Genomic DNA, 21,653 nt, shown 5'->3' on the forward strand with positions numbered 1-21,653 from the left:
CATCCCCCTTCCGCGGGGAATCTTGCGTTTCACAACGCAAGAAAAACGGTAATGGAAACGTGTCAGCTCAAGTTATGGAGAACGTGCCGTCATGACACAGTCCTCCATCAGCGAGTCTATCGCCGTCGTCCATCCCATCACGTTGAGCCACGGCAGCAACGCTCAAGTGTGGGACACGGAAGGCAAACGCTTCATCGATTTCGTCGGCGGGATTGGCGTTTTGAACCTGGGTCATTGCCATCCTCGAGTGGTTGAAGCCGTGTGCAATCAGGCCTCCAAACTGACGCATTACGCCTTTAATGCGGCCCCTCATGCGCCCTATAAGCAACTGATGGATCGACTGGCCAAGTTCATTCCAGTTTCCTATCCGGTCAGTGGCATGCTGACCAACAGCGGCGCCGAGGCCGCAGAGAATGCGCTGAAAATCGTACGCGCTGCGACAGGTCGTACCGCAGTCATCGCCTTCGATGGTGGCTTTCATGGGCGAACCCTGGCCACCCTGAATCTCAACGGCAAAGTGGCGCCGTACAAGCAGCGAGTAGGCAACTTGCCTGGCCCTGTTTATCACCTGCCCTACCCTAGCAAGGACACTGGCGTTACGACGCAAGAAGCACTCAAAGCAATGGATCGCCTGTTTAGCGTCGAGATTGACGTAAATGAAATCGCTTGTTTCATTCTGGAACCGGTACAAGGCGAAGGTGGCTTCCTCGCCCTCGACCCTCAATTCGCCCAAGCATTGCGCAAGTTCTGCGACGAAAACGGCATCTTGCTGATTGTCGATGAAATCCAGTCAGGGTTCGGTCGCACCGGTGAGCGCTTTGCGTTCACACGTCTGGGCATCGAACCGGATTTGATACTGCTGGGTAAAAGCATCGCTGGCGGCCTGCCCCTCGGCGCGGTGGTGGGCAAAAAACCGTTGCTCGACACGCTGCCCAAAGGTGGTTTGGGAGGTACTTACTCGGGCAACCCGATTGCTTGCGCAGCGGCGCTTGCCACGCTGGATGAAATGACCGACGCCAACCTTTCTTGCTGGGGCGAAATTCAGGAGAAGGCCATCGTCAGCCGGTATCAGGCATGGCAGCAAAACAAGCTCTCTCCCTACCTCGGAAAATTGACCGGTGTAGGTGCCATGAGAGGTATTGAGCTGATGACACCTGAAGGATCGCCAGCGACTTCAGTACTTGCTCAGCTACTTGAGAGCGCCAGAAAAAACGGTCTGCTGTTGATGCCTAGCGGGAAGTCCCGTCACATCATTCGACTGCTGCCCCCGCTGACTATCGAACCCGAAATCTTGAATGAAGGTCTCGATATTTTCGAGAGCTGCCTGGCTGGAATTCGCTAAACACATGATCGCCCAGATTGCTGCACCGGTAGAACTGACCAAGCTCTACCGTACTTTTCTAGAGGCACTCAGTGCGCAAGGATTCAAGGGAGAAATTACCCCTGACCATGCCAACTGCACGGTACTCGCGACCGACAACTCGATCTATCAGCGCCTGCCACAAGCGGCGCTGTTTCCCCGCGATGTCGATGACATCCAGATACTGACTCGACTTGTTGTACAGAAAGAATTTCGGCAAATCGTTATTACCCCGCGCGGCGGCGGTACTGGCACCAATGGGCAATCGTTAACGCACGGCCTGGTCGTGGATCTGTCAAAACATCTAAACCGGATCATTGAAATCAACGTCGAAGAACGTTGGGTTCGCGTCCAGGCGGGTGTTGTCAAAGACCAGCTCAATGCGGCATTGAAGCCACATGGTCTGTTCTTTGCCCCGGAGCTTTCGACCTCCAACAGAGCCACCATCGGCGGCATGATCAACACCGATGCCAGCGGGCAAGGCAGCTGCACGTATGGCAAAACCAGAGACCATGTCCTGGAGCTCAAGAGCATTCTCATGGGTGGCCATCCGCTGAATAGCAGGCCACTCAATGACATCGAGTTGCAACAGTTCAGCGCTGAACAGGGGATTATCGGTGAGGTGCATCGATGCGTAACAGCCATTCACGCAGAACACCGAGAGCTGATTGACCAGACCTTCCCAAAGCTCAATCGATGCTTGACTGGCTATGATTTGGCGCACATCCGTGACGAGCGTGGCCAGGTCAACCTGAACAACATTTTATGCGGCTCTGAAGGATCGCTCGGCTTCGTTGTAGAGGCCAAACTCAACGTTTTGCCGATCCCGAAGCATTCCGTATTGATCAACGTTTCGTACGCAAGCTTCATGGAAGCCTTGCAAGATGCTCGTGCGTTGATGGCACTCAAACCACTATCGATTGAGACCGTCGATTCCAAAGTATTGGGCTTGGCAATGCAGGACATTGTTTGGCATGACGTGGCCGAATATTTTCCTCATAACGAGAGCCGCCCAACGCTAGGCATCAATCTGATCGAATTCAGTGGCGATGATCTCGCAGCGCTGGACGTCATCGTCAACGCATTCCTTGCACATCTATCGTCCGACAAAAGTGTTGAGCGTATTGGACACACGCTGGCCAAAGGAGCGCAGGCCATTTCTCGGGTTTACTCGATGCGCAAGCGGGCAGTCGGACTGCTTGGTAACGTCAAAGGTGAGGTTCGTCCTCAACCCTTTGTAGAGGACACTGCAGTACCACCAGAGCATTTGCCGGACTTCATTGCCGAGTTTCGGGCACTGCTCGATTCACACAACCTGCAATATGGAATGTTCGGTCATGTCGATGCCGGTGTACTCCATGTACGACCCGCTCTCGATATGAAAGACCCGATCCAGGCCTCCCTTGTTCGAACTGTTTCTGACGGTGTGGCGCAACTGACCCACAAGTACGGTGGTTTGTTGTGGGGTGAGCACGGTAAAGGTGTTCGGTCTGAATATGCGCCCAAATTCTTTGGCAAACTCTACCCGGCGCTGCAACAGTTAAAGGCAGCCTTCGACCCGCACAATCAACTCAATCCAGGAAAAATCGCGACACCCCTGAATAGCGATGAACACCTGCTGAAAGTTGATGAAGTGCCCATGCGAGGTGAGTACGACCGGCAAATCGACGAGCGCGTCTGGCAAAGCTTTGAGAGTGCCGTGCATTGCAACGGCAACGGCGCCTGCTACAACTTCGATCCAAATGATGCAATGTGCCCATCCTGGAAAGCCACGCGGGAACGGGTCCATTCACCAAAAGGGCGCGCATCCCTGATTCGTGAATGGCTGAGAATCCAGGGCAATGCCGGCATTGACGTTCTTGGCGTTGCGCAGCGTGCCAGGGATACAAACGCTTTCACCAGCCTGTTTAGAAAGCTGAAGGTCAGCCTGACATCGCGAAACTCCGATAAGGACTTTTCTCATCAGGTTTTCGACGCAATGTCGGGTTGTCTGGCCTGTAAGTCTTGCGCCGGGCAGTGCCCTGTAAAGGTCAACGTACCCGAGTTCCGATCGCGCTTTTTGGAGCTTTACCATACCCGCTTCTTCCGCCCTCTCAAGGACTACTTGATTGGCTCACTGGAGTTCACGATCCCGTATTTTGCAAGAGTGCCTTGGCTCTATAACGCCCTTATGAGTGCGAAGCCAATCAGCCTGTTCCTGAAGAAATACGGTGGGATGGTCGATAGCCCATTGCTCAGCAACATCAGCCTCTCTGCCGCACTCAAAAAAGCCAAGGTTAAAGTTGCTACGCCTCAAATACTGTCCTCACTCTCCGATAGCGAGCGCAAGCGCAGCGTTATCCTGGTGCAGGACGCCTTTACCCGATATTTCGAGACCCAAGTGGTGTCCGACTGGATCGAGCTGATTTCCAGGATTGGTTACCACATTTACCTGGCGCCATTTTCCCCAAACGGAAAGCCGCTCCAAGTATTGGGTTTTCTGGGCGCGTTCGAAAAAACAGCGCGAAAAAGCTCAGCCAAGCTGAGTGAACTCGGCAATTTCGGGATTCCATTGGTAGGACTGGATCCGGCGATGACACTCGTGTACCGCCAGGAGTATTCGAAACTGTCGGCTGATAGCCCCTGCCCCATGGTCTTTCTGCCACAGGAATGGCTGGCCAAAATTTTCGAGGTTGGATCGCCGGTCATAAACAACCGCGCCCCGTCCCCGCCTCCCTACAAGTTGATGGCTCATTGCACCGAAAAAACAAATACGCCTGCAAGCACTGCACTGTGGCAGCCGGTATTTGAAAAGTTCGGTTTGAAACTCACTGTCGTAGCCACAGGTTGCTGTGGAATGTCCGGCACCTATGGCCATGAAGATAGAAACTACGAGACCTCAAAGAAAATCTACGGAATATCCTGGCAACCGATTGTTGAACAACACACAGGCAACGGTACGCTTCTGGCCAACGGCTATTCTTGCCGCAGCCAAGTAAAGCGATTTGGGGGCGAACAAATCAATCATCCTCTTCAAGTACTACTCGCCCATATGAAATCCTGAAACAGCGGGGAGGCGCTTCTCAATCGCAGCCCTTCAAACCCGCACCCTCACGTTGCAATGATTGCACGACGGCCCTGCATTTAACTCCTGACTTCATTAGCGACAGGAATGCTTATGCTGAGCCGCCGACGGTTACACGCGCCACTATCAGGCCCTTATAGCCTCCTGTTGATCTTCTACTTAAATTCATTAGTTCAAGGAATGAAGTGCTGAGGATTCTTCGTTTGTACAGCACCCCAATAGTGCGCAAAAATTTCTGATATGCACTCACTGTTTCGAGCTCGAAAGCCCATGTCACACGTAGATATCCAGCAAGGAGTTCTTTTGATGAACACCCCAGGTTTCGTCAGTCCGGACGAAATTCGCACCCGGTTTTCTCGCGCCATGTCCGACATGTACAAGGACGAGGTACCGCTCTACGGCACGCTCATGGAACTGGTCTCGCAGACCAACCAACAGGTGTTGACGTCGAACAAAACTGTTGCGGATTATCTGAACCGTACTGGCGAGATTGAGCGTTTAGACATGGAGCGCCACGGCGCCATCCGCGTCGGCACGCCAGAGGAGCTGGCAACAATTGCTCGGCTATTTGCCGTAATGGGCATGCAACCGGTGGGATACTACGACCTCACCACCGCCGGCGTCCCAGTGCACTCCACGGCATTTCGCGCCGTGCATGAGAAATCGCTGCAGGCCAGCCCATTTCGCGTCTTCACCTCCCTGCTTCGCCTGGACCTGATCGATAACCAGGAACTGCGGCATCTGGTGCAGACGATCCTGAAAAAACGTCAGATCTTCACACCGAAAGCTTTGAAGCTGATCGAGAAATTCGAAGCCAATGGCGCCCTTGATTCCGAGGATGCCGAGGACTTTATTCAGCAGGCCTTGGAGACGTTCCGCTGGCACCGGGAGGCGACGGTGACCGCTGAAGAATATAAGCGCCTGCACGACCAGCATCGACTGATCGCCGACGTTGTGGCGTTCAAAGGCCCGCATATCAACCATCTCACCCCTCGGACGCTGGACATCGACCAGATTCAGTTGGGCATGCCCGATAAAGGCATCACGCCAAAAGCGGTCATCGAAGGCCCCCCGCGTCGCGAGTGCCCTATCCTGCTGCGCCAAACCAGCTTCAAAGCGCTTCAGGAGACCGTTGCTTTCACCGATCAAAATAACAACGCTTGCGGTAGCCATACCGCTCGTTTTGGTGAGATCGAACAGCGCGGGGCAGCGCTGACACCAAAAGGTCGCGCCTTGTATGACACCCTGCTAAATGCCGCTCGGGACGAATTGGGTGAGTTCCCCAACGAAGCCAACGCTGAACGCTACTCTGCGCTGCTGGAGCAGCACTTCAAGGAATTCCCGGATAACTACGCCGATCTGCGCAAGCAGGGCCTGGTCTATTTCCGTTACTTCCCGTCACCGCTGGGCATTGCATCGCGTAGCAATGCCTACCGGCCAAATTCTCGGGAAGAACTGATTGCTCAAGGACATATTCAATACGAGCCGCTGGTGTATGAAGACTTCCTCCCTGTCAGCGCAGCGGGGATCTTTCAGTCCAACCTGGGTGATGAATCGCAAAATCATTACGCCGGCAGCTCCAACCAGGAGGAGTTTGAGAAGGACTTGGGTTGCAAGGTGATCAACGAGCTCACTCTGTATGCCGATACCCAACGCCGCTCCTTGCTCGAATGCTCAACTATTCTGGTGGTCCCTCCCCTCGTCTAGTGGAAGGCTGCACAACGGCAAACAGCGCTTTGCCGTTGCTCTTCTAAATTGATCGGGTCGGCACCTGCCTGCCATTGAACGACTCAACGCTCACATCACCCCATTCGACTCAGGAGATAACAATGAATAAAAACATTTCTCGTCGTAGCGGAGGTCAGATTTTGGTGGATGCGTTGCGCATCCATGGCGTCAAAAGAGCCTTTTGCGTGCCTGGCGAAAGTTATCTGGCAGTCCTTGATGCTCTGCATGACGTGCGCGAAGAAATCGACTTGGTCGTCTGCCGCCAGGAAGGCGGTGCAGCCTATATGGCAGAAGCCTATGGCAAGCTGACCGGAGAGCCGGGCATCTGCTTCGTGACCCGAGGCCCGGGCGCTACAAACGCCTCTATTGGCGTTCACACCGCGTTTCAAGACTCATCTCCCATGATTCTGTTCATCGGCCAAGTCGCTCGCGATCAACAGTATCGCGAAGCGTTTCAGGAAGTTGATTTCCGCCAGATGTTTGGCCCCCTCGCGAAATGGGTCGTGCAAATAGAGGACACCCGCAGGATTCCCGAGCTGATAAGTCAGGCGTTCCATCGAGCGGTCAATGGCAGACCCGGGCCTGTAGTGGTCGCCCTGCCAGAAGACATGCTGACCGAGAGGGTGGAAGTCAGTGATGCCGGGCCGTTCAAGCGAGTCGTCATGACACCGGCAGTCGAACAAATGGCCGAGATGGAGCAACTGCTTCAGCAAGCCGAACGTCCATTGATGGTGTTGGGAGGCAGTGGTTGGGATACCGAGTCCGTGCACAACATCCAGTGTTTTGCTGAACAGCAGAACCTCCCGGTGGCGGCCTCCTTCCGTTGCCAGGACCTGTTCGACAATCGTCACCCCAACTACGCCGGCGACCTTGGGTTCGCAGCGTCCGCCCAACTCAGCGCAGCAGTGAAAGACGCTGATCTTCTGCTGGTTGTGGGTTCTCGAATGGGGGAAGTATCGACGGGTGGATACGCGGCATTGGACATCCCCGTCCCCAAACAAAGCCTGATCCACGTACACCAGGGTATTGAGGAACTGGGGCGGGTGTACCAGCCCACACTGGCGATCAACAGCAGTATGTCGAGTTTCGCAACAGGGGCAGCGAAGCTGAAGCCCGACACGTCTGAACGACACAGTGAATGGACGCGCTCACTGAATGAAAACTATCAACGCAACCTCCAGTGCCCTACCTCCCCTGGCGATGTTCAACTGGCCGAAATCATAAACTGGCTAAATCGGCGCCTTCCCGATGACGCCATCCTTACCAACGGCGCTGGCAACTATGCCGTATGGCTCCAACGCTTTTATCAGTTCCGCCATTACCGCACTCAGCTAGGACCTACCAATGGCTCTATGGGTTATGGCGTACCCGCTGCGGTGGCGGCAAAACTGACTTGCCCGGATCGACTGGTGGTTTCATTTTCCGGGGATGGCTGTTTCTTGATGAACGGCCAGGAAATAGCAACCGCCGCACAATATGGCGCCAACGTGATCTTTATTGTGATCAATAACGGTATGTACGGAACCATCAGAATGCACCAGGAACGCAACTATCCTGGACGGGTTTCAGGAACCGAATTGCATAACCCGGATTTCTCAGCACTTGCACAGGCCTATGGGCTCCACGGCGAAGTCGTCACCCACACCGACGAGTTCGCACCCGCGTTCGAACGCTGCGTGAAAGCATCCGGCGCTTCCTTGATTGAAGTCAGGATCGATCCTGAGGCCCTGACACCACGGATGAGCCTGACGCAAATCCGAGAACAAGCACGCAAACAATAATCGGCCATCAGTGCCCTCTGACGGAGGCGTCTGATCATCAACGTTCAAGACGCCTCTCTATTGCGGACAAGCGCTGTTGCGCTTGTCCCATACAACTTATTGCCCTGAGAACAACCGACTCACTGCCGCTCCGCTCCCACGGCATGAGTCATTACAACCAAACCTGTCGAGACATCACCCATGTATTTAGACGCTCAGAAAGTCGCCGCTGCCCTCCCTTGGCCCGCTTTGATCGATTCGTTGTCGCACATCTTCACTCAGCCTGTGCATTCGCCAGTGCGTCATCACCATCGTATTGACTTGCCGGATGCGCCCGCCGCGATGATGTTGTTGATGCCAGCCTGGATTGAAGGGCAATACCTTGGGGTGAAGCAGGTCAATGTGTTTCCAGGCAACAACGCTTCAGGCCTGCCGGCCTTGAGCAGCAACTATCTGCTCAGCTGTGGCAAGACAGGCCAGCCGCTGGCCCAGCTTGAAGGAAATGAACTGACCGCGCGCCGCACTGCCGCAGCGTCCGCATTGGCTTCCCGATATTTGTCGCGTCCTGATGCCAGTCGACTGTTGATGGTCGGTAGTGGGCGCATGGCACGCTATCTGGTACCCGCCCATTGCTCGGTTCGCAATATCACACAGGTCACGGTAACGGATCTGTCCTTGGCTTCGGCGCAAAAATTTGCCGAAGAACTTCGCAGCACCGGCCTGCAGGCGAACGCCATCAGCCTGGATCAGCTGGAGCAGGCGACCGCCAATGCCGACATTATCAGTTGCGCCACGCTCTCCACCGAACCGCTGATTTACGGGGATTGGCTACAACCGGGCGTTCATTTGGATCTGATTGGCAGTTTTACGCCTACCATGCGCGAAGCCGATGATGTCGCCGTTCAACGTTGCGACGTCTTCGTCGACACCCGCGCCGGTGCTTTGGCGGAATCTGGCGACCTCATCATTCCGATGAGCAATGGCAAGCTGACCACCAGCGACATCCTGGCTGAATTCACTGAGCTGTGCGCAGGCACCCACAGAGGTCGAGCGCAACTGGAGAATCCTGACAGCGCCATGACCCTGTTCAAATCCGTAGGCGCGTCCATTGAGGATCTCGCTGCGGCGATTCTCGCCTATGAACGTGTATCAGCCCATCAAAACGCCTGACGATAAACACAGGCTGTTGACGCCGATCGAACGCAGCACCTCCCTGGCGATGACCCTTTGACCCAAGCCGCACTGGCGTCCTGATCCTCAAATCCCAGGCAAAAATAAACCCGGAACACTGTCCGGGTTTATTTCACTGCCTGGCTTGGATCAATGCAGGATCTGGCTCAGGAACATCTTGGTTCGCTCATTCTGCGGATTATCGAAGAAGTCGTTCGGCGCAGCCTGTTCGACGATCTCGCCCTTGTCCATGAAGATCACACGGTTGGCCACGGTACGGGCGAAGCCCATTTCGTGGGTTACGCAGAGCATGGTCATGCCGTCTTCAGCCAGACCGATCATGGTGTCCAGCACCTCTTTCACCATCTCGGGGTCGAGTGCCGAAGTCGGTTCGTCGAACAACATGATTTTCGGTTTCATGCACAGCGCGCGGGCAATCGCTACACGCTGTTGCTGGCCACCGGACAGTTGCCCCGGGAATTTGTGCGCCTGCTCCGGAATGCGTACGCGCTCCAGGTAATGCATGGCGATTTCCTCGGCCTGGCGCTTGGGCATTTTGCGCACCCACATTGGCGCCAGGGTGCAGTTCTGCAGGATGGTCAGGTGCGGAAACAGGTTGAAGTGCTGGAACACCATGCCGACTTCACGGCGCACCGATTCGATCTGCTTGAGGTCGTTGGTCAGTTCCACGCCATCGACCACGATGCGACCCTGCTGGTGTTCTTCCAGACGATTGAGGCAACGGATCGTGGTGGATTTGCCGGAACCCGAAGGGCCACACAACACGATACGCTCGCCCTGTTTCACGTTCAGGTTGATGTCTTTCAATACGTGAAACTGGCCGTACCACTTGTTCACGCCCTGCATCTGAATAATGCCTTCAGGGCTCACAGGCTTTTTGATTGCTTCGCTCATTACAGAACTCCTAACGCTTGTGGCCAGTGTCGAGCTTGCGTTCCAGATGCATGGAATAGCGCGACATACCAAAACAGAAAATCCAGAACACCAGGGCCGCGAACACATAACCTTCAGTGGCCATGCCCAACCATTTCGGGTCGGCGGCGGCTTGTTTGACACTGTTGAGCAGGTCGAACAGGCCGATGATGATCACCAGGCTGGTGTCCTTGAACAGCGCAATGAAGGTGTTGACGATGCCGGGGATGACCAGCTTCAGGGCTTGCGGCAGGATCACCAGGCCCATGCTGCGCCAGTAACCGAGACCCATCGCGGCAGCCGCTTCGTACTGACCTTTTGGAATCGCTTGCAGACCACCGCGCACCACTTCAGCGACGTAGGCCGACTGGAACAGGATTACGCCGATCAGTGCCCGCAGCAGCTTGTCGAAGCTCATGCCTTCGGGCAGGAACAACGGCAGCATCACCGACGACATAAACAGCACCGTGATCAACGGCACGCCGCGCCAGAATTCGATGAAGGTCACGCAGACCACCCGAATCGCCGGCATGTTCGAACGACGCCCCAGCGCCAGGACGATACCCAGCGGCAAAGCACCAGCGATACCGACGGTGGCGATCACCAGGGTCAGCATCAAGCCGCCCCATTGGCTGGTTGCCACGCTGGTCAGGCCGAAGACGCCGCCATGCAACAGGAAGTAGGCAATGATCGGGTACAGCACCAGGAAGCTCAGGCCGTACACCGCTTTGCGGTGAAAGCGCGAGATGAATAACGGTGCGATACCGATGACCGCCAGCCACACGGTCAGGTCGACGCGCCAGCGCAGTTCCGGCGGGTAGTAGCCGTACATGAACTGGCCGAAACGCTGCTGGATGAACACCCAGCAGGCGCCCTCCTTCGTGCAGTCGGCGCGCGTGGTGCCGACCCAGTTGGCGTCCAGGATCGCCCAATGCAGGATCGGCGGCACCACCAGGTAAATCAGATAGAACGCGAACAGGGTCAGCAGGGTATTGAGCCAGCTGGAGAACATGTTCGCGCGCATCCATGCAATCACACCGATGCTACTGCTCGGTGGAGGCATGTCAGGTTTGAAAGTATGAGTACTCATGCGCTATTCCTTACCGCTCGATCAGCGCAATGCGCTTGTTGTACCAGTTCATCAGCAGGGAAATGCTGATACTGATCGCCAGGTACACGCTCATGGTGATCGCAATCACTTCGATCGCCTGCCCGGTCTGGTTCAGCACCGTACCGGCAAACAACGACACCATTTCCGGGTAACCGATACCGGCCGCCAGCGAGGAGTTCTTCGCCAGGTTCAGGTATTGGCTGGTGAGCGGTGGAATGATCACGCGCAGGGCTTGCGGGATGATCACCTTGCGCAAGGTCGGACCGTTGCGTAGCCCGAGCGAGTGCGCCGCTTCGGTCTGGCCGTGGCTGACCGACTTGATGCCCGAACGTACGATCTCGGCGATGAACGCCGCGGTGTACACCGTCAGGGCCAGGGTCAATGCCAGCAGTTCCGGGATCAGCACCCAGCCACCAACGAAGTTGAAGCCCTTGAGCTCCGGCAATTCCCAGTGCAGTGGCGCGCCGAAGATCAAGGCGCACAGCGCCGGGATCACCAGGAATAGCGCCAGGCCAACCCAGAACTTGTGGAACGGGACGCCGGTCTCTTCGAAGCGTTTGGTGGCCCAGCGGTTCATCAGCACGATGGCGACAATGGCCACGACAATGCTCGCCACAAACGGCCAGAACCCGTCCGCCGTCAACGCGGCCGGCATGTTCAGGCCACGGCTGCTGACGAAAAAGGTATCGCCGAAGTTATGGCTGTTGCGCGGCCCCGGCATGGTCAGGAATACCGCGAAGTACCAGAACAGGATTTGTAGCAGCGGCGGAATGTTGCGGAAGACTTCCACATAAACAGTCGCCAGTTTGCTGATGATCCAGTTCTTCGACAGTCGTGACACGCCGACAATGAACCCGAGGATCGTCGCCAGGATCACGCCAATGAAGGTCACCAGCAGCGTGTTGAGCAGGCCGATGACAAACACCCGGGCATAGCTGTCCGATTCGGTGTAGTCGATCAGGTGTTGAGCGATGCCGAAACCGGCACTGCGCTCCAGAAAACTGAAACCGGAGGTAATACCCCGGTGTTGAAGGTTGGTCTGCGTGTTATCGAACAGATACCAGCCCATCGAGACCACCGCCACAATGGTGATGATCTGAAACAGCCACGCACGCACTTTGGGATCGCTGAGGCTGAGCCTCTGCTTTGGTGCGCCGATTGAATTTTGCATGAAGTGCCCCGGATGTAATGGAACAGAACATCACCCGGTGGTTGGCCCACCGGGTGATAGAACCATCAGCGCACTGGTGGTGCGTATTGAATGCCGCCGTTGGTCCACAGGGCGTTCATGCCACGGTCGATTTCCAGCGGAGTGCTCTTGCCGAGGTTTTTCTCGAAGACTTCACCGTAGTTGCCGACCTGGCTGACGATCTTGACGACCCAGTCCTTCGGCAGTTTCAGGTCCTTGCCGTACTCACCATCAGCGCCGAGCAGACGGGCAACGTCAGGGTTTTTAGTCGACTTGGCTTGTTCAACCACGTTTTTGGACGTCACGCCCGCCTCTTCGGCGTTGAGCATGGCGTAGCCAACCCAACGAACGATGGCCAGCCACTCGTCATCGCCGTTACGCACGACTGGACCCAGAGGTTCTTTGGAAATGGTTTCCGGCAGAACCACGTAGTCTTTCGGCGAAGCCAGCTTGCTGCGCTGTGCGTAGAGCTGGGATTTGTCGGAGGTCAGCACGTCGCAACGACCGGATTCCAGCGACTTGGCGCTTTCATCGGAGGTGTCGAAAGTGATCGGGGTGTACTTCAGGTTGTTGGCACGGAAGTAGTCGGACACGTTCAGCTCGGTGGTGGTACCGGCTTGAATGCAGATGGTTGCACCGTCCAGTTCCTTGGCACTTTTCACGCCCAGCTTGCTGTTGGCCAGGAAGCCCACGCCGTCGTAGTAAGTGATGAAACCAGGAAACTTCAGGCCCATGCCCGCGTCACGGGAGCTGGTCATGGTGGAGTTGCGCGACAGCATGTCGATTTCGCCGGATTGCAGAGCGGTGAAACGCTCCTTGGCATTCAACTGGCTGAATTTGACTTTGTTTGCATCGCCAAACACTGCAGCAGCCACGGCGCGGCAGTAGTCAGCATCGATACCAACGATCTTGCCAGTGGAGTCCGGAACCGAGAAGCCCGGCAGACCATCACTGACACCGCACTGTACGAAACCTTTTTTCTGCACTGCATCCAGGGTTGCACCCGCCTGAGCGAACCCACTGATACCGAGTACTGCGGCTGCAGTCACGATAGCCAGGGTGGATTTCAACATCTTCATTCAAACCTCCAGTTTTGCTCTTGTTGTGTCGGAGCTTGAGTCCTGCCGCACCCTTTTGAGGCGTAATCGACCCGAGTTGGCTTTTTTTGGGGTCAACCGACGTAGGACCTGCGCTATGAGTCTAGTAGGAGAAAATCCACATCATGGATAACTCACTTCTCACCAATCGGCCGAACGGGCTGTAGCCCTTTCACGTTCGCGAAGCCCGTAACGGCCACTGGCGAACATCCATCACCGGATTCTTTGCTATCCCGCCGTCAGCAGTACACTGATAGTGTTACCGCAAGGGGCGAGATGGGTTGCACCGCTTTCCCATAGCAAAGCCCGTACCAGACCGCTCGCTGAACCGTTTGCGCGACAGGTCAATAGCAAAACTTGTAGCCTTGCGACATCTTCTTAACTGATCAACCTGAAGCGCACTCAGGTCTCGCACCCAATGAGAGCGCACGCACAACAATGGAGCAGCCATGACCGAGCCCCTGATTCTTGAACCCGTAAAGCCCGTAGACGCTTGCGTTATCTGGCTGCACGGCCTGGGCGCCGACCGTTACGACTTCCTGCCGGTGGCCGAAGCACTGCAGGAAAGCCTGCTGACCACCCGCTTCGTTCTGCCCCAGGCACCCACCTGCGCCGTCACCATTAATGGTGGCTACGAGATGCCGAGCTGGTACGACATATTGGCCATGAGTCCGGCGCGCGCGATCAACCGCGAGCAGCTGGAAGAGTCAGCGCAGCGGGTCATTAAATTGATCGAAGTGCAGCGAGCCGTTGGAATAGACGCCTCGCGGATTTTTCTCGCAGGCTTTTCACAGGGCGGCGCCGTGGTGTTACACACCGCTTTCCTGAAGTGGCAGGGGGCGCTGGGTGGCGTACTTGCCCTCTCCACCTACGCGCCGACGTTCAGCGATGCACTTGAGCTTTCCGCCAGCCAGCAGCGTATTCCCGTGCTGTCTTTGCACGGCCAGTACGATGACGTGGTGCAAAACGCCATGGGCCGCTCTGCGTATGAGCATTTAAAGCAGCGTGGTGTCACCGTGACATGGCAGGAATACCCAATGGGCCACGAAGTGTTACCCGAAGAAATTCGCGATATCGGCACCTGGCTCGCCGAGCGCCTGCGTTAAAAGCCTTCCTTTGATCATCCCGCTACGCCGCGCCCGTTTCTTGCATTACACTGGCCGGCGTACATTCCTTAACCAATTGATGAGATGACCGTGCTCAAAGCACTCAAAAAGATGTTCGGTAAAAGCGAGGCTGAGCAGCTCGCCCCAGTCGCCAGCGCTCCGTCTCACATCCCCAGCCACCGCACCGACGGTCATCAGCCTGGCCGGACCGCTGCCGTAGCGGCACCGAAACACGAGCCCGTGACCACACCGGCCGCCCCTCCTGTCGAGGTCATCGCAGCGGAACAACCGCTCAGCGAAGCCCCAAAACCTGCAAAACCACGTCGTGAACCGAAGCCAAAAGCGCCGGTTATCCCCTGGAAACTCGAAGACTTCGCTGTCGAACCCCTGGAAGGCAAAACCCGCTTCCACGACTTCAAACTCGCCCCCGAACTGATGCACGCCATCCAGGACCTGGGCTTCCCGTACTGCACGCCGATCCAGGCGCAAGTGCTGGGCTTCACCCTGGCGGGCAAAGACGCCATCGGTCGCGCCCAGACCGGCACCGGCAAAACCGCCGCGTTCCTGATTTCGATCATCACCCAACTGCTGGAAACCCCGCCGCCGAAAGAGCGCTACATGGGTGAACCGCGGGCACTGATCATCGCGCCAACCCGCGAACTGGTGGTGCAGATCGCCAAGGATGCAGCCGACCTGACCAAATACACCGGCCTCAACGTCATGACGTTTGTCGGCGGCATGGACTTCGACAAGCAGCTCAAGCACCTCGAAGCCCGCCACTGCGACATCCTCGTGGCCACCCCGGGCCGCCTGCTCGACTTCAACCAGCGCGGCGACGTGCACCTGGACATGGTCGAAGTGATGGTGCTGGACGAAGCCGACCGGATGCTCGACATGGGTTTCATCCCACAAGTGCGTCAGATCATTCGCCAGACGCCGCCGAAGAACGAGCGTCAGACACTGCTGTTCTCCGCGACCTTCACCGAAGACGTGATGAACCTCGCCAAGCAATGGACCACCGACCCGTCGATCGTCGAGATCGAGTCGCAGAACGTGGCCAGCGAAAACGTCGAGCAGCACATCTACGCGGTGGCCGGTGCCGACAAATACAAACTGCTCTACAACCTGGTCAACGACAACGGTTGGGAGCGGGTGATGGTGTTTGCCAACCGCAAGGATGAAGTGCGCCGCATTGAAGAACGCCTGGTGCGCGATGGCGTCAATGCCGCGCAACTGTCCGGTGATGTGCCGCAACACAAGCGCATCAAGACACTGGAAGGGTTCCGCGAAGGCAAGATTCGCGTGCTGGTTGCCACCGATGTTGCCGGTCGCGGCATTCACATCGATGGCATCAGCCACGTGATCAACTTCACCCTGCCGGAAGTTCCGGACGACTACGTACACCGTATCGGTCGTACCGGTCGCGCCGGGGCTGATGGCGTGTCCATCAGCTTTGCCGGTGAAGATGACTCTTACCAGTTACCGTCCATCGAGGCGTTGCTGGGTCGCAAGATCAGCTGTGAAACACCACCGACGCATCTACTGCGGGCGGTTGAGCGCAAACGCCCGTAACCGGGAACCTGCAGGAAGAGGCGCAGCCGGAAACGGACTGCGCTTTTTTTTCGCCTCGCTTTTTTACAAGCGCTTGCTCAACACAACTAAAAGTCCATAATGGACAAATTAGTTTACTTGCAGCTTCCGGAGCCGACCATGTCCAGTACGCCTTATGTGATCACCCAGCCTCAGGCCCGCGAACTGCTGGCGAAGGTCGACGTGCCGCAGATCCTGCGCAAGCTGTTCCGTGACCTGGCCGCCGGGCAAGCGGTGCAACCGGCGCAGCAACTGGTGGAATTCCCTCAGGGTGCCGGTGACTTCATCAATTACCTCGGGGTACTGGCGCAGGACGGTGTCTACGGGGTGAAAACCTCTCCGTACATCGTGCGTGAACTAGGCCCGCTGGTGACGGCCTGGACGCTGCTGATGTCGATGCAGACCGGCCAGCCGCTGTTGCTGTGCGATGCAGGTGAATTGACCACCGCCCGCACGGCCGCAACCACCGCGGTGGCAGTCGATGCCCTCGCCCCGGTAACCGCGCAACGTCTGGCGATCATCGGCAGCGGCAAAGTCGCCCAGTCGCACTTGCACTACGTCAAGGGTCTGCGCGACTGGCAGAGCATCAGCCTCTACTCGCCGAGCCTGAGCGAGCAAAATCCCGAAGCATTGGCGCAGCTCCAGCGTCTCGATCCTCGTCTGACCATCGTCGACAGTCGTGAAGCGGCGATTCAGGACGCCGACGTGATCATGTTGTGCACCTCGTCCGCGGGTCCGGTGATCGACCCGGCTATCTTGAGCAAACCGGCGCTGATCACCTCCATCAGCACCAACGCCCCACGCGCCCACGAAGTGCCGCCGCAGAGCCTCAATGACATGCAAGTATTCTGCGATTACCGTCTGACCACACCGGGCTCGGCGGGCGAGATGCTGATTGCGAGCGAGCAACATGGCTGGGATAAACGCTTGATAGTCGGCGACCTGCCCGAGCTGCTGAGCGGCAAGGTACAACGCCCTGACTACGACCGGACGGTGTTCTTCCGCTCCATCGGCCTGGGGCTGGAAGACATCGCATTGGCCAATGCCATCTACCAACTGCAGCACTAACACCATCAATCCCTGTGGGAGCCTGACTTTGGGGCGGCTTCGCCACCCAACGGGGGCAAGCCCCCTCACCACAACTCGCCCCCACAGGGATCTCCACAATTTCGGCATTTGCGCCCCACAGGAGACGTTTATGAGCCAGGCAGACTTCATCATCATCGGCGGCGGGATTGCCGGGGCTTCCACCGGTTTTTGGCTGTCGCAGCAGGCCAGGGTGATTGTGCTCGAACGCGAATCCCATCCGGCTTATCACTCCACCGGACGCTCCGCCGCGCTCTACACCGCCGCCTACGGCACACCCCAGGTTCGCGCGCTCACCCAAGCCAGTCGCGACTTTTTCGACGCGCCGCCTGCCGGCTTCTGCGAACACCCGCTACTGACACCGCGCGGCGAGATGACCGTGGACTTCACCGGCGACCCGACCGAGCTGGACAATCAGTACCTCAGCGCTAAAGCCACGGTGCCCGAAATGCAACGGCTCAGCGCCGATGAAGCCTGCGCGCGCCTGCCGATCCTGCGCCGGGAAAAAGTCCATGGCGCGATCTACGACCCGACCGCCAGCGACATCGACACCGATGCCCTGCACCAGGGTTACTTGCGCGGCATCCGACGCAACAAAGGCGAAGTCATTACCGACACCGAAGTGCTAAGCCTGACCCGCGATGCCGAAGGCGTGTGGCAAGTCACCACCAATGGCCAGGCCTTCAGCGCCCCCGTCATCATCAATGCTGCCGGTGCCTGGGCTGACAAAATCGGTCAACTGGCCGGCGCCAAACCGCTGGGTCTGCAACCGAAACGGCGGGCGGCCTTCATCTTCGCCGGGCCAGAGGGTGTGGACATCCACCATTGGCCGATGCTGGTCAGCCTCGACGAGTCCTTCTACATGAAGCCGGACGCTGGCATGTTCCTCGGCTCGCCGGCCAACGCCGACCCAGTGGAACCGCACGACGTACAGCCGGAAGAACTCGACATCGCCATGGGCATTTACCAGATCGAAGAGGCCACCACCCTGACCATTCGCCGCCCGACACGCACCTGGGCCGGGTTGCGCAGCTTTGTCAGCGACGGCGATTTACTGTCTGGCTTCGATCCGCTGGTCCCGGGCCTGTTCTGGGTGGCGGCACAGGGTGGCTATGGCATCCAGACTTCGCCGGCCATGGGCCAGGCCAGCGCAGCGCTGGTACGCGGTGAACGCTTGCCCGAGCAACTCACGCGTTTCGGCCTGAACGCCGACATGCTATCCCTCGCCCGCCTCGGCTGATTGCCTGTTCAGGTGACGTGTCGCCACGATTGCGGCAAACTTCCAGCGCCCGTTTTTACAGGGCGCTGACGCTGCCTGGAGCTCCACTGTATGAACGCACCTGAAAAAGACCCGGCGCTGGACAATTACCGAGCGATCGCCGATGCCATCGCCACGCTGTTCTTTCCTCATGCCGAGGTGGTGCTGCACGACCTGCGCACGCAGAAGATCGACTACATCGCCAACAACCTGTCAAAACGGGAAATCGGCGATGACGCGGCGCTGGAGGACATGCTCAGCGACGATGTCAGTGAGACCAACATCGGGCCGTACGAAAAACTCAATTGGGATGGTCAGAAGATTCGCAGCTTGAGCACAGTATTGCGCGATGGCGAAGGTCATCCGCTGGCAGTGTTGTGCGTCAACCTGAACATCTCGCTGTTCGAGAATGCCAAGGCTGCGCTCGACCTGTTCCTCTCGCCGAGCAAGCTGATCCCACAACCAGACTCACTTTTTCGCGATGACTGGCAGGAACGGATCAATACTTTCCTGCATGCCTGGCTGCGTGAACGGCAACTGAGCCTGAACCTGCTGACACGCGACCACAAACGTGAACTGGTGCTGGCACTGCACGCCGAAGGCGCTTTTAAAGGCAAAAGCGCGTCGAACTACGTGGCCAATGTGCTGAACATGGGACGGGCGACGGTCTACAAGCATTTGAAGGAATTGAAGGGCTAGGATCTGAGATTTGTGTTGCTTGATCCGGCCTCTTCGCGAGCAAGCCCGCTCCCACATTTGATCTCCATAAGTCGCAGATCTAGTGTGGGAGCGGGCTTGCTCGCGAAGGCGATTTATCAGTCGCCGTAGATGTCTGACTTGAAGTACTTATCCGAAATCTTCTGATACTCGCCACTCGCCCGAATGCCATCAATGGCCGCATTCAGTTCACTGACCAATTCAGTGTTGCCCTTGCGCACCGCAATCCCCGCGCCCTCGCCCACGTATTTCGGATCCTTCAGCTCCGGCCCGGCAAACGCGTAGCCCTTGCCACGCGGCATCGACAGGAAGTCATTCAACGGAATGGTGTCAGCAAAAATCGCATCGAGGCGACCGGCTGCCAGGTCCATGTAGATTTCTTCGTTGTTGCCGTAGCGCTTGACGTTGATGCCCTTGGGTTCGAACACCTCGGTGGCGTAACGGTCGGTGGTGGTCGCGCGCTGCACGCCAACGGTCTTGCCTTTGAGGCTGGCGTACTGGTCATCGACCACCGCGCCGTCCTTCATCACCAGGCGCGACGAAGTGAAGTAATACTTGTGGGTGAAATCCACTGACTTCTTGCGGTCTTCATTGATGGTCATGGACGACAGCGCCATGTCGATTTTCTTCACTTTCAGGGAAGGAATCAGACCGTCGAATTCGCCTTCGACCCACACACACTCGACCTTCATTTGCGCGCACAGGGCGTTGCCGATGTCGTAGTCGAAACCGACAATCTTGCCCTCGTCGGTTTTCGAGGCGAACGGCGGGTAAGCGGCTTCGATACCAATGCGCAGGGCTTTCTCGGCGGCAAACACGCTGCTGCACGCCAACAGGCTCAGGGCCAGACCGGTAATGAGGGGGAATTTCTTCATGTTCGTTCTCTCGCGGGTTGTTGTTGGTTTGGCAAGACAGAAGAAAGAGCAGAAACAGGGAACACCTTTTTTGTACTTATAATTCCATACTGGACTTTTATGTATTAATCGTCAATCGGGCGAGCGGGATCATGCCCGGCCGATGGTCGGGTGGTGAGTCAGGGAAATTATGCGGTGAGGCTGGCGGCCCTTTCGCGAGCAAGCCCGCTCCCACATTCGACCGCGTTTTTCTGGGAGAACTCGGTTAAATGTGGGAGCGGGCTTGCTCGCGAAGGCGGCATTGCCGACAACAAAGAAACAACAGGGTGTTTACTTCTTCCAGCGATCCGCCGCCGCATGATCACTGTCACGCCCCTCAACCCAGCGCGGGCCATCGCTGGTGTTTTCCTTTTTCCAGAACGGCGCACGGGTTTTCAGGTAGTCCATGACAAAGGCGCAGGCATCGAACGCGGCCTGGCGGTGGGCGCTGGCGGCGCCGACGAAGACGATCGGTTCGCCCGGTTCCAGGGCGCCGATGCGGTGCAGCACTTCCAGCTTCAACAGCGGCCAGCGCTGCTCGGCCTCGAGGGCAATCTTGCCGAGGGCCTTTTCGGTCATGCCCGGGTAGTGCTCAAGAAACATCCCCGCTACATCGAGCCCGTCATTGAAGTCGCGCACGTAGCCGACAAAACTTACTACCGCGCCCACGCCGACATTGGCAGCGTGCATGGCGTTGACTTCAGCACCGGGATCGAACGCCGTGGACTGCACGCGAATCACCATGGATCAGCCCCCGGTCACGGTCGGAAAGAACGCCACTTCATCGCCATCGCTCAGCGGTTCGTCGAGTTGGCAAAGGTCTTCATTGCGCGCGCACATCAGGTTCTGTTCGCTCAACACCTCGGCACCATCGCGCTGAGCCAGCAGCGCACGCACGTCGTCGACCGTGGCGAAATCACCCTCAACCTTGACCGAGTCCACGCCAAGCGCTTCACGGTAACGCGCGAAAAACTTCACGGTAACGTTCATGGCTGATCCGCCTGGAAATGCCCGCTCTTGCCGCCGACCTTCTCCAGCAGGCGCACGCTTTCGATGGTCATGCCGCGATCCACAGCCTTGCACATGTCATAGATGGTCAATGCCGCCACGCTGGCAGCGGTCAGCGCTTCCATCTCGACGCCGGTCTGCCCGGACAACTTGCAGCGCGCGACGATGCGCACGGTGTCGACACCTTCGGCACTGAGCTCGACTTTGACGCCGGTCAGCATCAGCGGATGGCACAGGGGAATCAGATCGCTGGTTTTCTTCGCCGCCTGAATGCCGGCGATACGCGCCACGGCGAACACATCACCCTTGGGGTGACCGCCGCTGACGATCATCTTCAGGGTGTCGGGCAACATGCGCACCAGCGCTTGGGCCGTCGCTTCACGGAACGTCACGGCTTTTTCAGTGACGTCGACCATGTTGGCGCGACCTTGGGAATCGAGATGAGTCAGCACAGGGTTACTCCTTATCAGGAGCGTCGATTGTAAACCTGCGGGTCAATTTTCCGCACGTTTGATTATTGCTTGACCACAATCCCCTGTGGGAGCGGGCTTGCTCGCGAAGGCGTAGTGTCAGTCGACATTTG

18 protein-coding genes are annotated in these 21,653 nt (G+C 57.3%); 10 read left to right on the forward strand and 8 right to left on the reverse strand.

What is annotated here, in order from left to right:
* Positions 1-91 precede the first annotated feature (91 nt).
* The 5 genes from EAH78_RS05915 (at position 92) to EAH78_RS05935 (ending at position 9,082) form a co-directional block, all read left to right on the forward strand.
* On the forward strand, positions 92-1,342 hold the full coding sequence (locus tag EAH78_RS05915) for a 2-aminoadipate transaminase (RefSeq protein ID WP_140666601.1): 1,251 nt from the start codon (positions 92-94) through the stop codon (positions 1,340-1,342).
* Positions 1,343-1,346: 4 nt separating this feature from the next.
* The gene (ydiJ, locus tag EAH78_RS05920; RefSeq protein ID WP_140666603.1) at positions 1,347-4,403 is read left to right on the forward strand and encodes a D-2-hydroxyglutarate dehydrogenase YdiJ; all 3,057 of its coding nucleotides are present in this window, start codon (positions 1,347-1,349) and stop codon (positions 4,401-4,403) included.
* Between the two features lie 327 nt (positions 4,404-4,730).
* Positions 4,731-6,131: a 2-oxoadipate dioxygenase/decarboxylase HglS gene (hglS, locus tag EAH78_RS05925; RefSeq protein ID WP_140666605.1), complete on the forward strand. Its 1,401-nt coding sequence runs from the start codon at positions 4,731-4,733 to the stop codon at positions 6,129-6,131.
* 122 nt (positions 6,132-6,253) lie between these two features.
* Positions 6,254-7,933 (forward strand): thiamine pyrophosphate-binding protein, encoded by a 1,680-nt coding sequence (locus EAH78_RS05930; protein WP_140666607.1) that lies wholly within the window; start codon positions 6,254-6,256, stop codon positions 7,931-7,933.
* 180 nt (positions 7,934-8,113) lie between these two features.
* Entirely contained in the window at positions 8,114-9,082 is a 969-nt protein-coding gene (locus EAH78_RS05935; protein ID WP_140666609.1) for an ornithine cyclodeaminase family protein, read from the forward strand.
* Positions 9,083-9,232: 150 nt separating this feature from the next.
* Here the strand turns inward: EAH78_RS05935 and EAH78_RS05940 are convergent, their stop codons facing one another.
* The 4 genes from EAH78_RS05940 to EAH78_RS05955 all read right to left on the reverse strand — a co-directional run bounded on the left by EAH78_RS05940 (position 9,233) and on the right by EAH78_RS05955 (position 13,394).
* Positions 9,233-9,997 (reverse strand): amino acid ABC transporter ATP-binding protein, encoded by a 765-nt coding sequence (locus tag EAH78_RS05940; protein WP_007944823.1) that lies wholly within the window; start codon positions 9,995-9,997, stop codon positions 9,233-9,235.
* 10 nt (positions 9,998-10,007) lie between these two features.
* Positions 10,008-11,105 carry an amino acid ABC transporter permease gene (locus EAH78_RS05945; RefSeq protein WP_140666611.1) on the reverse strand — a complete coding sequence of 366 codons (1,098 nt, stop codon included), beginning with the start codon at positions 11,103-11,105 and terminating at the stop codon, positions 10,008-10,010.
* Between the two features lie 10 nt (positions 11,106-11,115).
* On the reverse strand, positions 11,116-12,297 hold the full coding sequence (locus EAH78_RS05950; RefSeq protein ID WP_140666613.1) for an amino acid ABC transporter permease: 1,182 nt from the start codon (positions 12,295-12,297) through the stop codon (positions 11,116-11,118).
* Between the two features lie 65 nt (positions 12,298-12,362).
* A complete protein-coding gene (locus EAH78_RS05955) occupies positions 12,363-13,394 on the reverse strand; it encodes an amino acid ABC transporter substrate-binding protein (protein WP_123433592.1) in 1,032 nt (343 codons plus the stop codon).
* A 467-nt stretch (positions 13,395-13,861) separates the two neighbouring features.
* Between EAH78_RS05955 and EAH78_RS05960 the strand changes: the two genes are divergently transcribed.
* The 5 genes from EAH78_RS05960 to EAH78_RS05980 all read left to right on the forward strand — a co-directional run bounded on the left by EAH78_RS05960 (position 13,862) and on the right by EAH78_RS05980 (position 19,151).
* Positions 13,862-14,518 (forward strand): alpha/beta hydrolase, encoded by a 657-nt coding sequence (locus tag EAH78_RS05960; protein ID WP_140666615.1) that lies wholly within the window; start codon positions 13,862-13,864, stop codon positions 14,516-14,518.
* Positions 14,519-14,602: 84 nt separating this feature from the next.
* Positions 14,603-16,090, forward strand: a complete 1,488-nt coding sequence (rhlB, locus tag EAH78_RS05965) for an ATP-dependent RNA helicase RhlB (RefSeq protein WP_140666617.1) — start codon at positions 14,603-14,605, stop codon at positions 16,088-16,090.
* 138 nt (positions 16,091-16,228) lie between these two features.
* Complete coding sequence (locus EAH78_RS05970; protein ID WP_193560067.1) at positions 16,229-17,176, forward strand: ornithine cyclodeaminase family protein; 948 nt, start codon at positions 16,229-16,231, stop codon at positions 17,174-17,176.
* 130 nt (positions 17,177-17,306) lie between these two features.
* Positions 17,307-18,434 (forward strand): NAD(P)/FAD-dependent oxidoreductase, encoded by a 1,128-nt coding sequence (locus EAH78_RS05975; RefSeq protein ID WP_140666621.1) that lies wholly within the window; start codon positions 17,307-17,309, stop codon positions 18,432-18,434.
* 90 nt (positions 18,435-18,524) lie between these two features.
* Positions 18,525-19,151, forward strand: coding sequence for a helix-turn-helix transcriptional regulator (locus EAH78_RS05980; protein ID WP_123433588.1), 627 nt, complete (start codon positions 18,525-18,527; stop codon positions 19,149-19,151).
* Between the two features lie 116 nt (positions 19,152-19,267).
* Here EAH78_RS05980 and EAH78_RS05985 read toward each other — a convergent pair whose 3' ends face one another.
* The 4 genes from EAH78_RS05985 to moaC form a co-directional block, all read right to left on the reverse strand.
* Positions 19,268-20,044, reverse strand: coding sequence for an ABC transporter substrate-binding protein (locus EAH78_RS05985; protein WP_140666623.1), 777 nt, complete (start codon positions 20,042-20,044; stop codon positions 19,268-19,270).
* A 309-nt stretch (positions 20,045-20,353) separates the two neighbouring features.
* Positions 20,354-20,806: a molybdopterin synthase catalytic subunit MoaE gene (gene moaE, locus EAH78_RS05995; protein WP_140666627.1), complete on the reverse strand. Its 453-nt coding sequence runs from the start codon at positions 20,804-20,806 to the stop codon at positions 20,354-20,356.
* A 3-nt stretch (positions 20,807-20,809) separates the two neighbouring features.
* The gene (gene moaD, locus EAH78_RS06000) at positions 20,810-21,052 is read right to left on the reverse strand and encodes a molybdopterin converting factor subunit 1 (RefSeq protein WP_007896406.1); all 243 of its coding nucleotides are present in this window, start codon (positions 21,050-21,052) and stop codon (positions 20,810-20,812) included.
* Positions 21,049-21,522 carry a cyclic pyranopterin monophosphate synthase MoaC gene (gene moaC / locus EAH78_RS06005; protein ID WP_140666629.1) on the reverse strand — a complete coding sequence of 158 codons (474 nt, stop codon included), beginning with the start codon at positions 21,520-21,522 and terminating at the stop codon, positions 21,049-21,051. The genes moaD and moaC overlap by 4 nt, the downstream gene beginning before the upstream one ends.
* Between the last annotated feature and the right edge of the window lie 131 nt (positions 21,523-21,653).

Origin of the sequence: Pseudomonas arsenicoxydans (assembly GCF_006438915.1) — a bacterium.
Classification (GTDB): domain Bacteria; phylum Pseudomonadota; class Gammaproteobacteria; order Pseudomonadales; family Pseudomonadaceae; genus Aquipseudomonas; species Aquipseudomonas arsenicoxydans_A.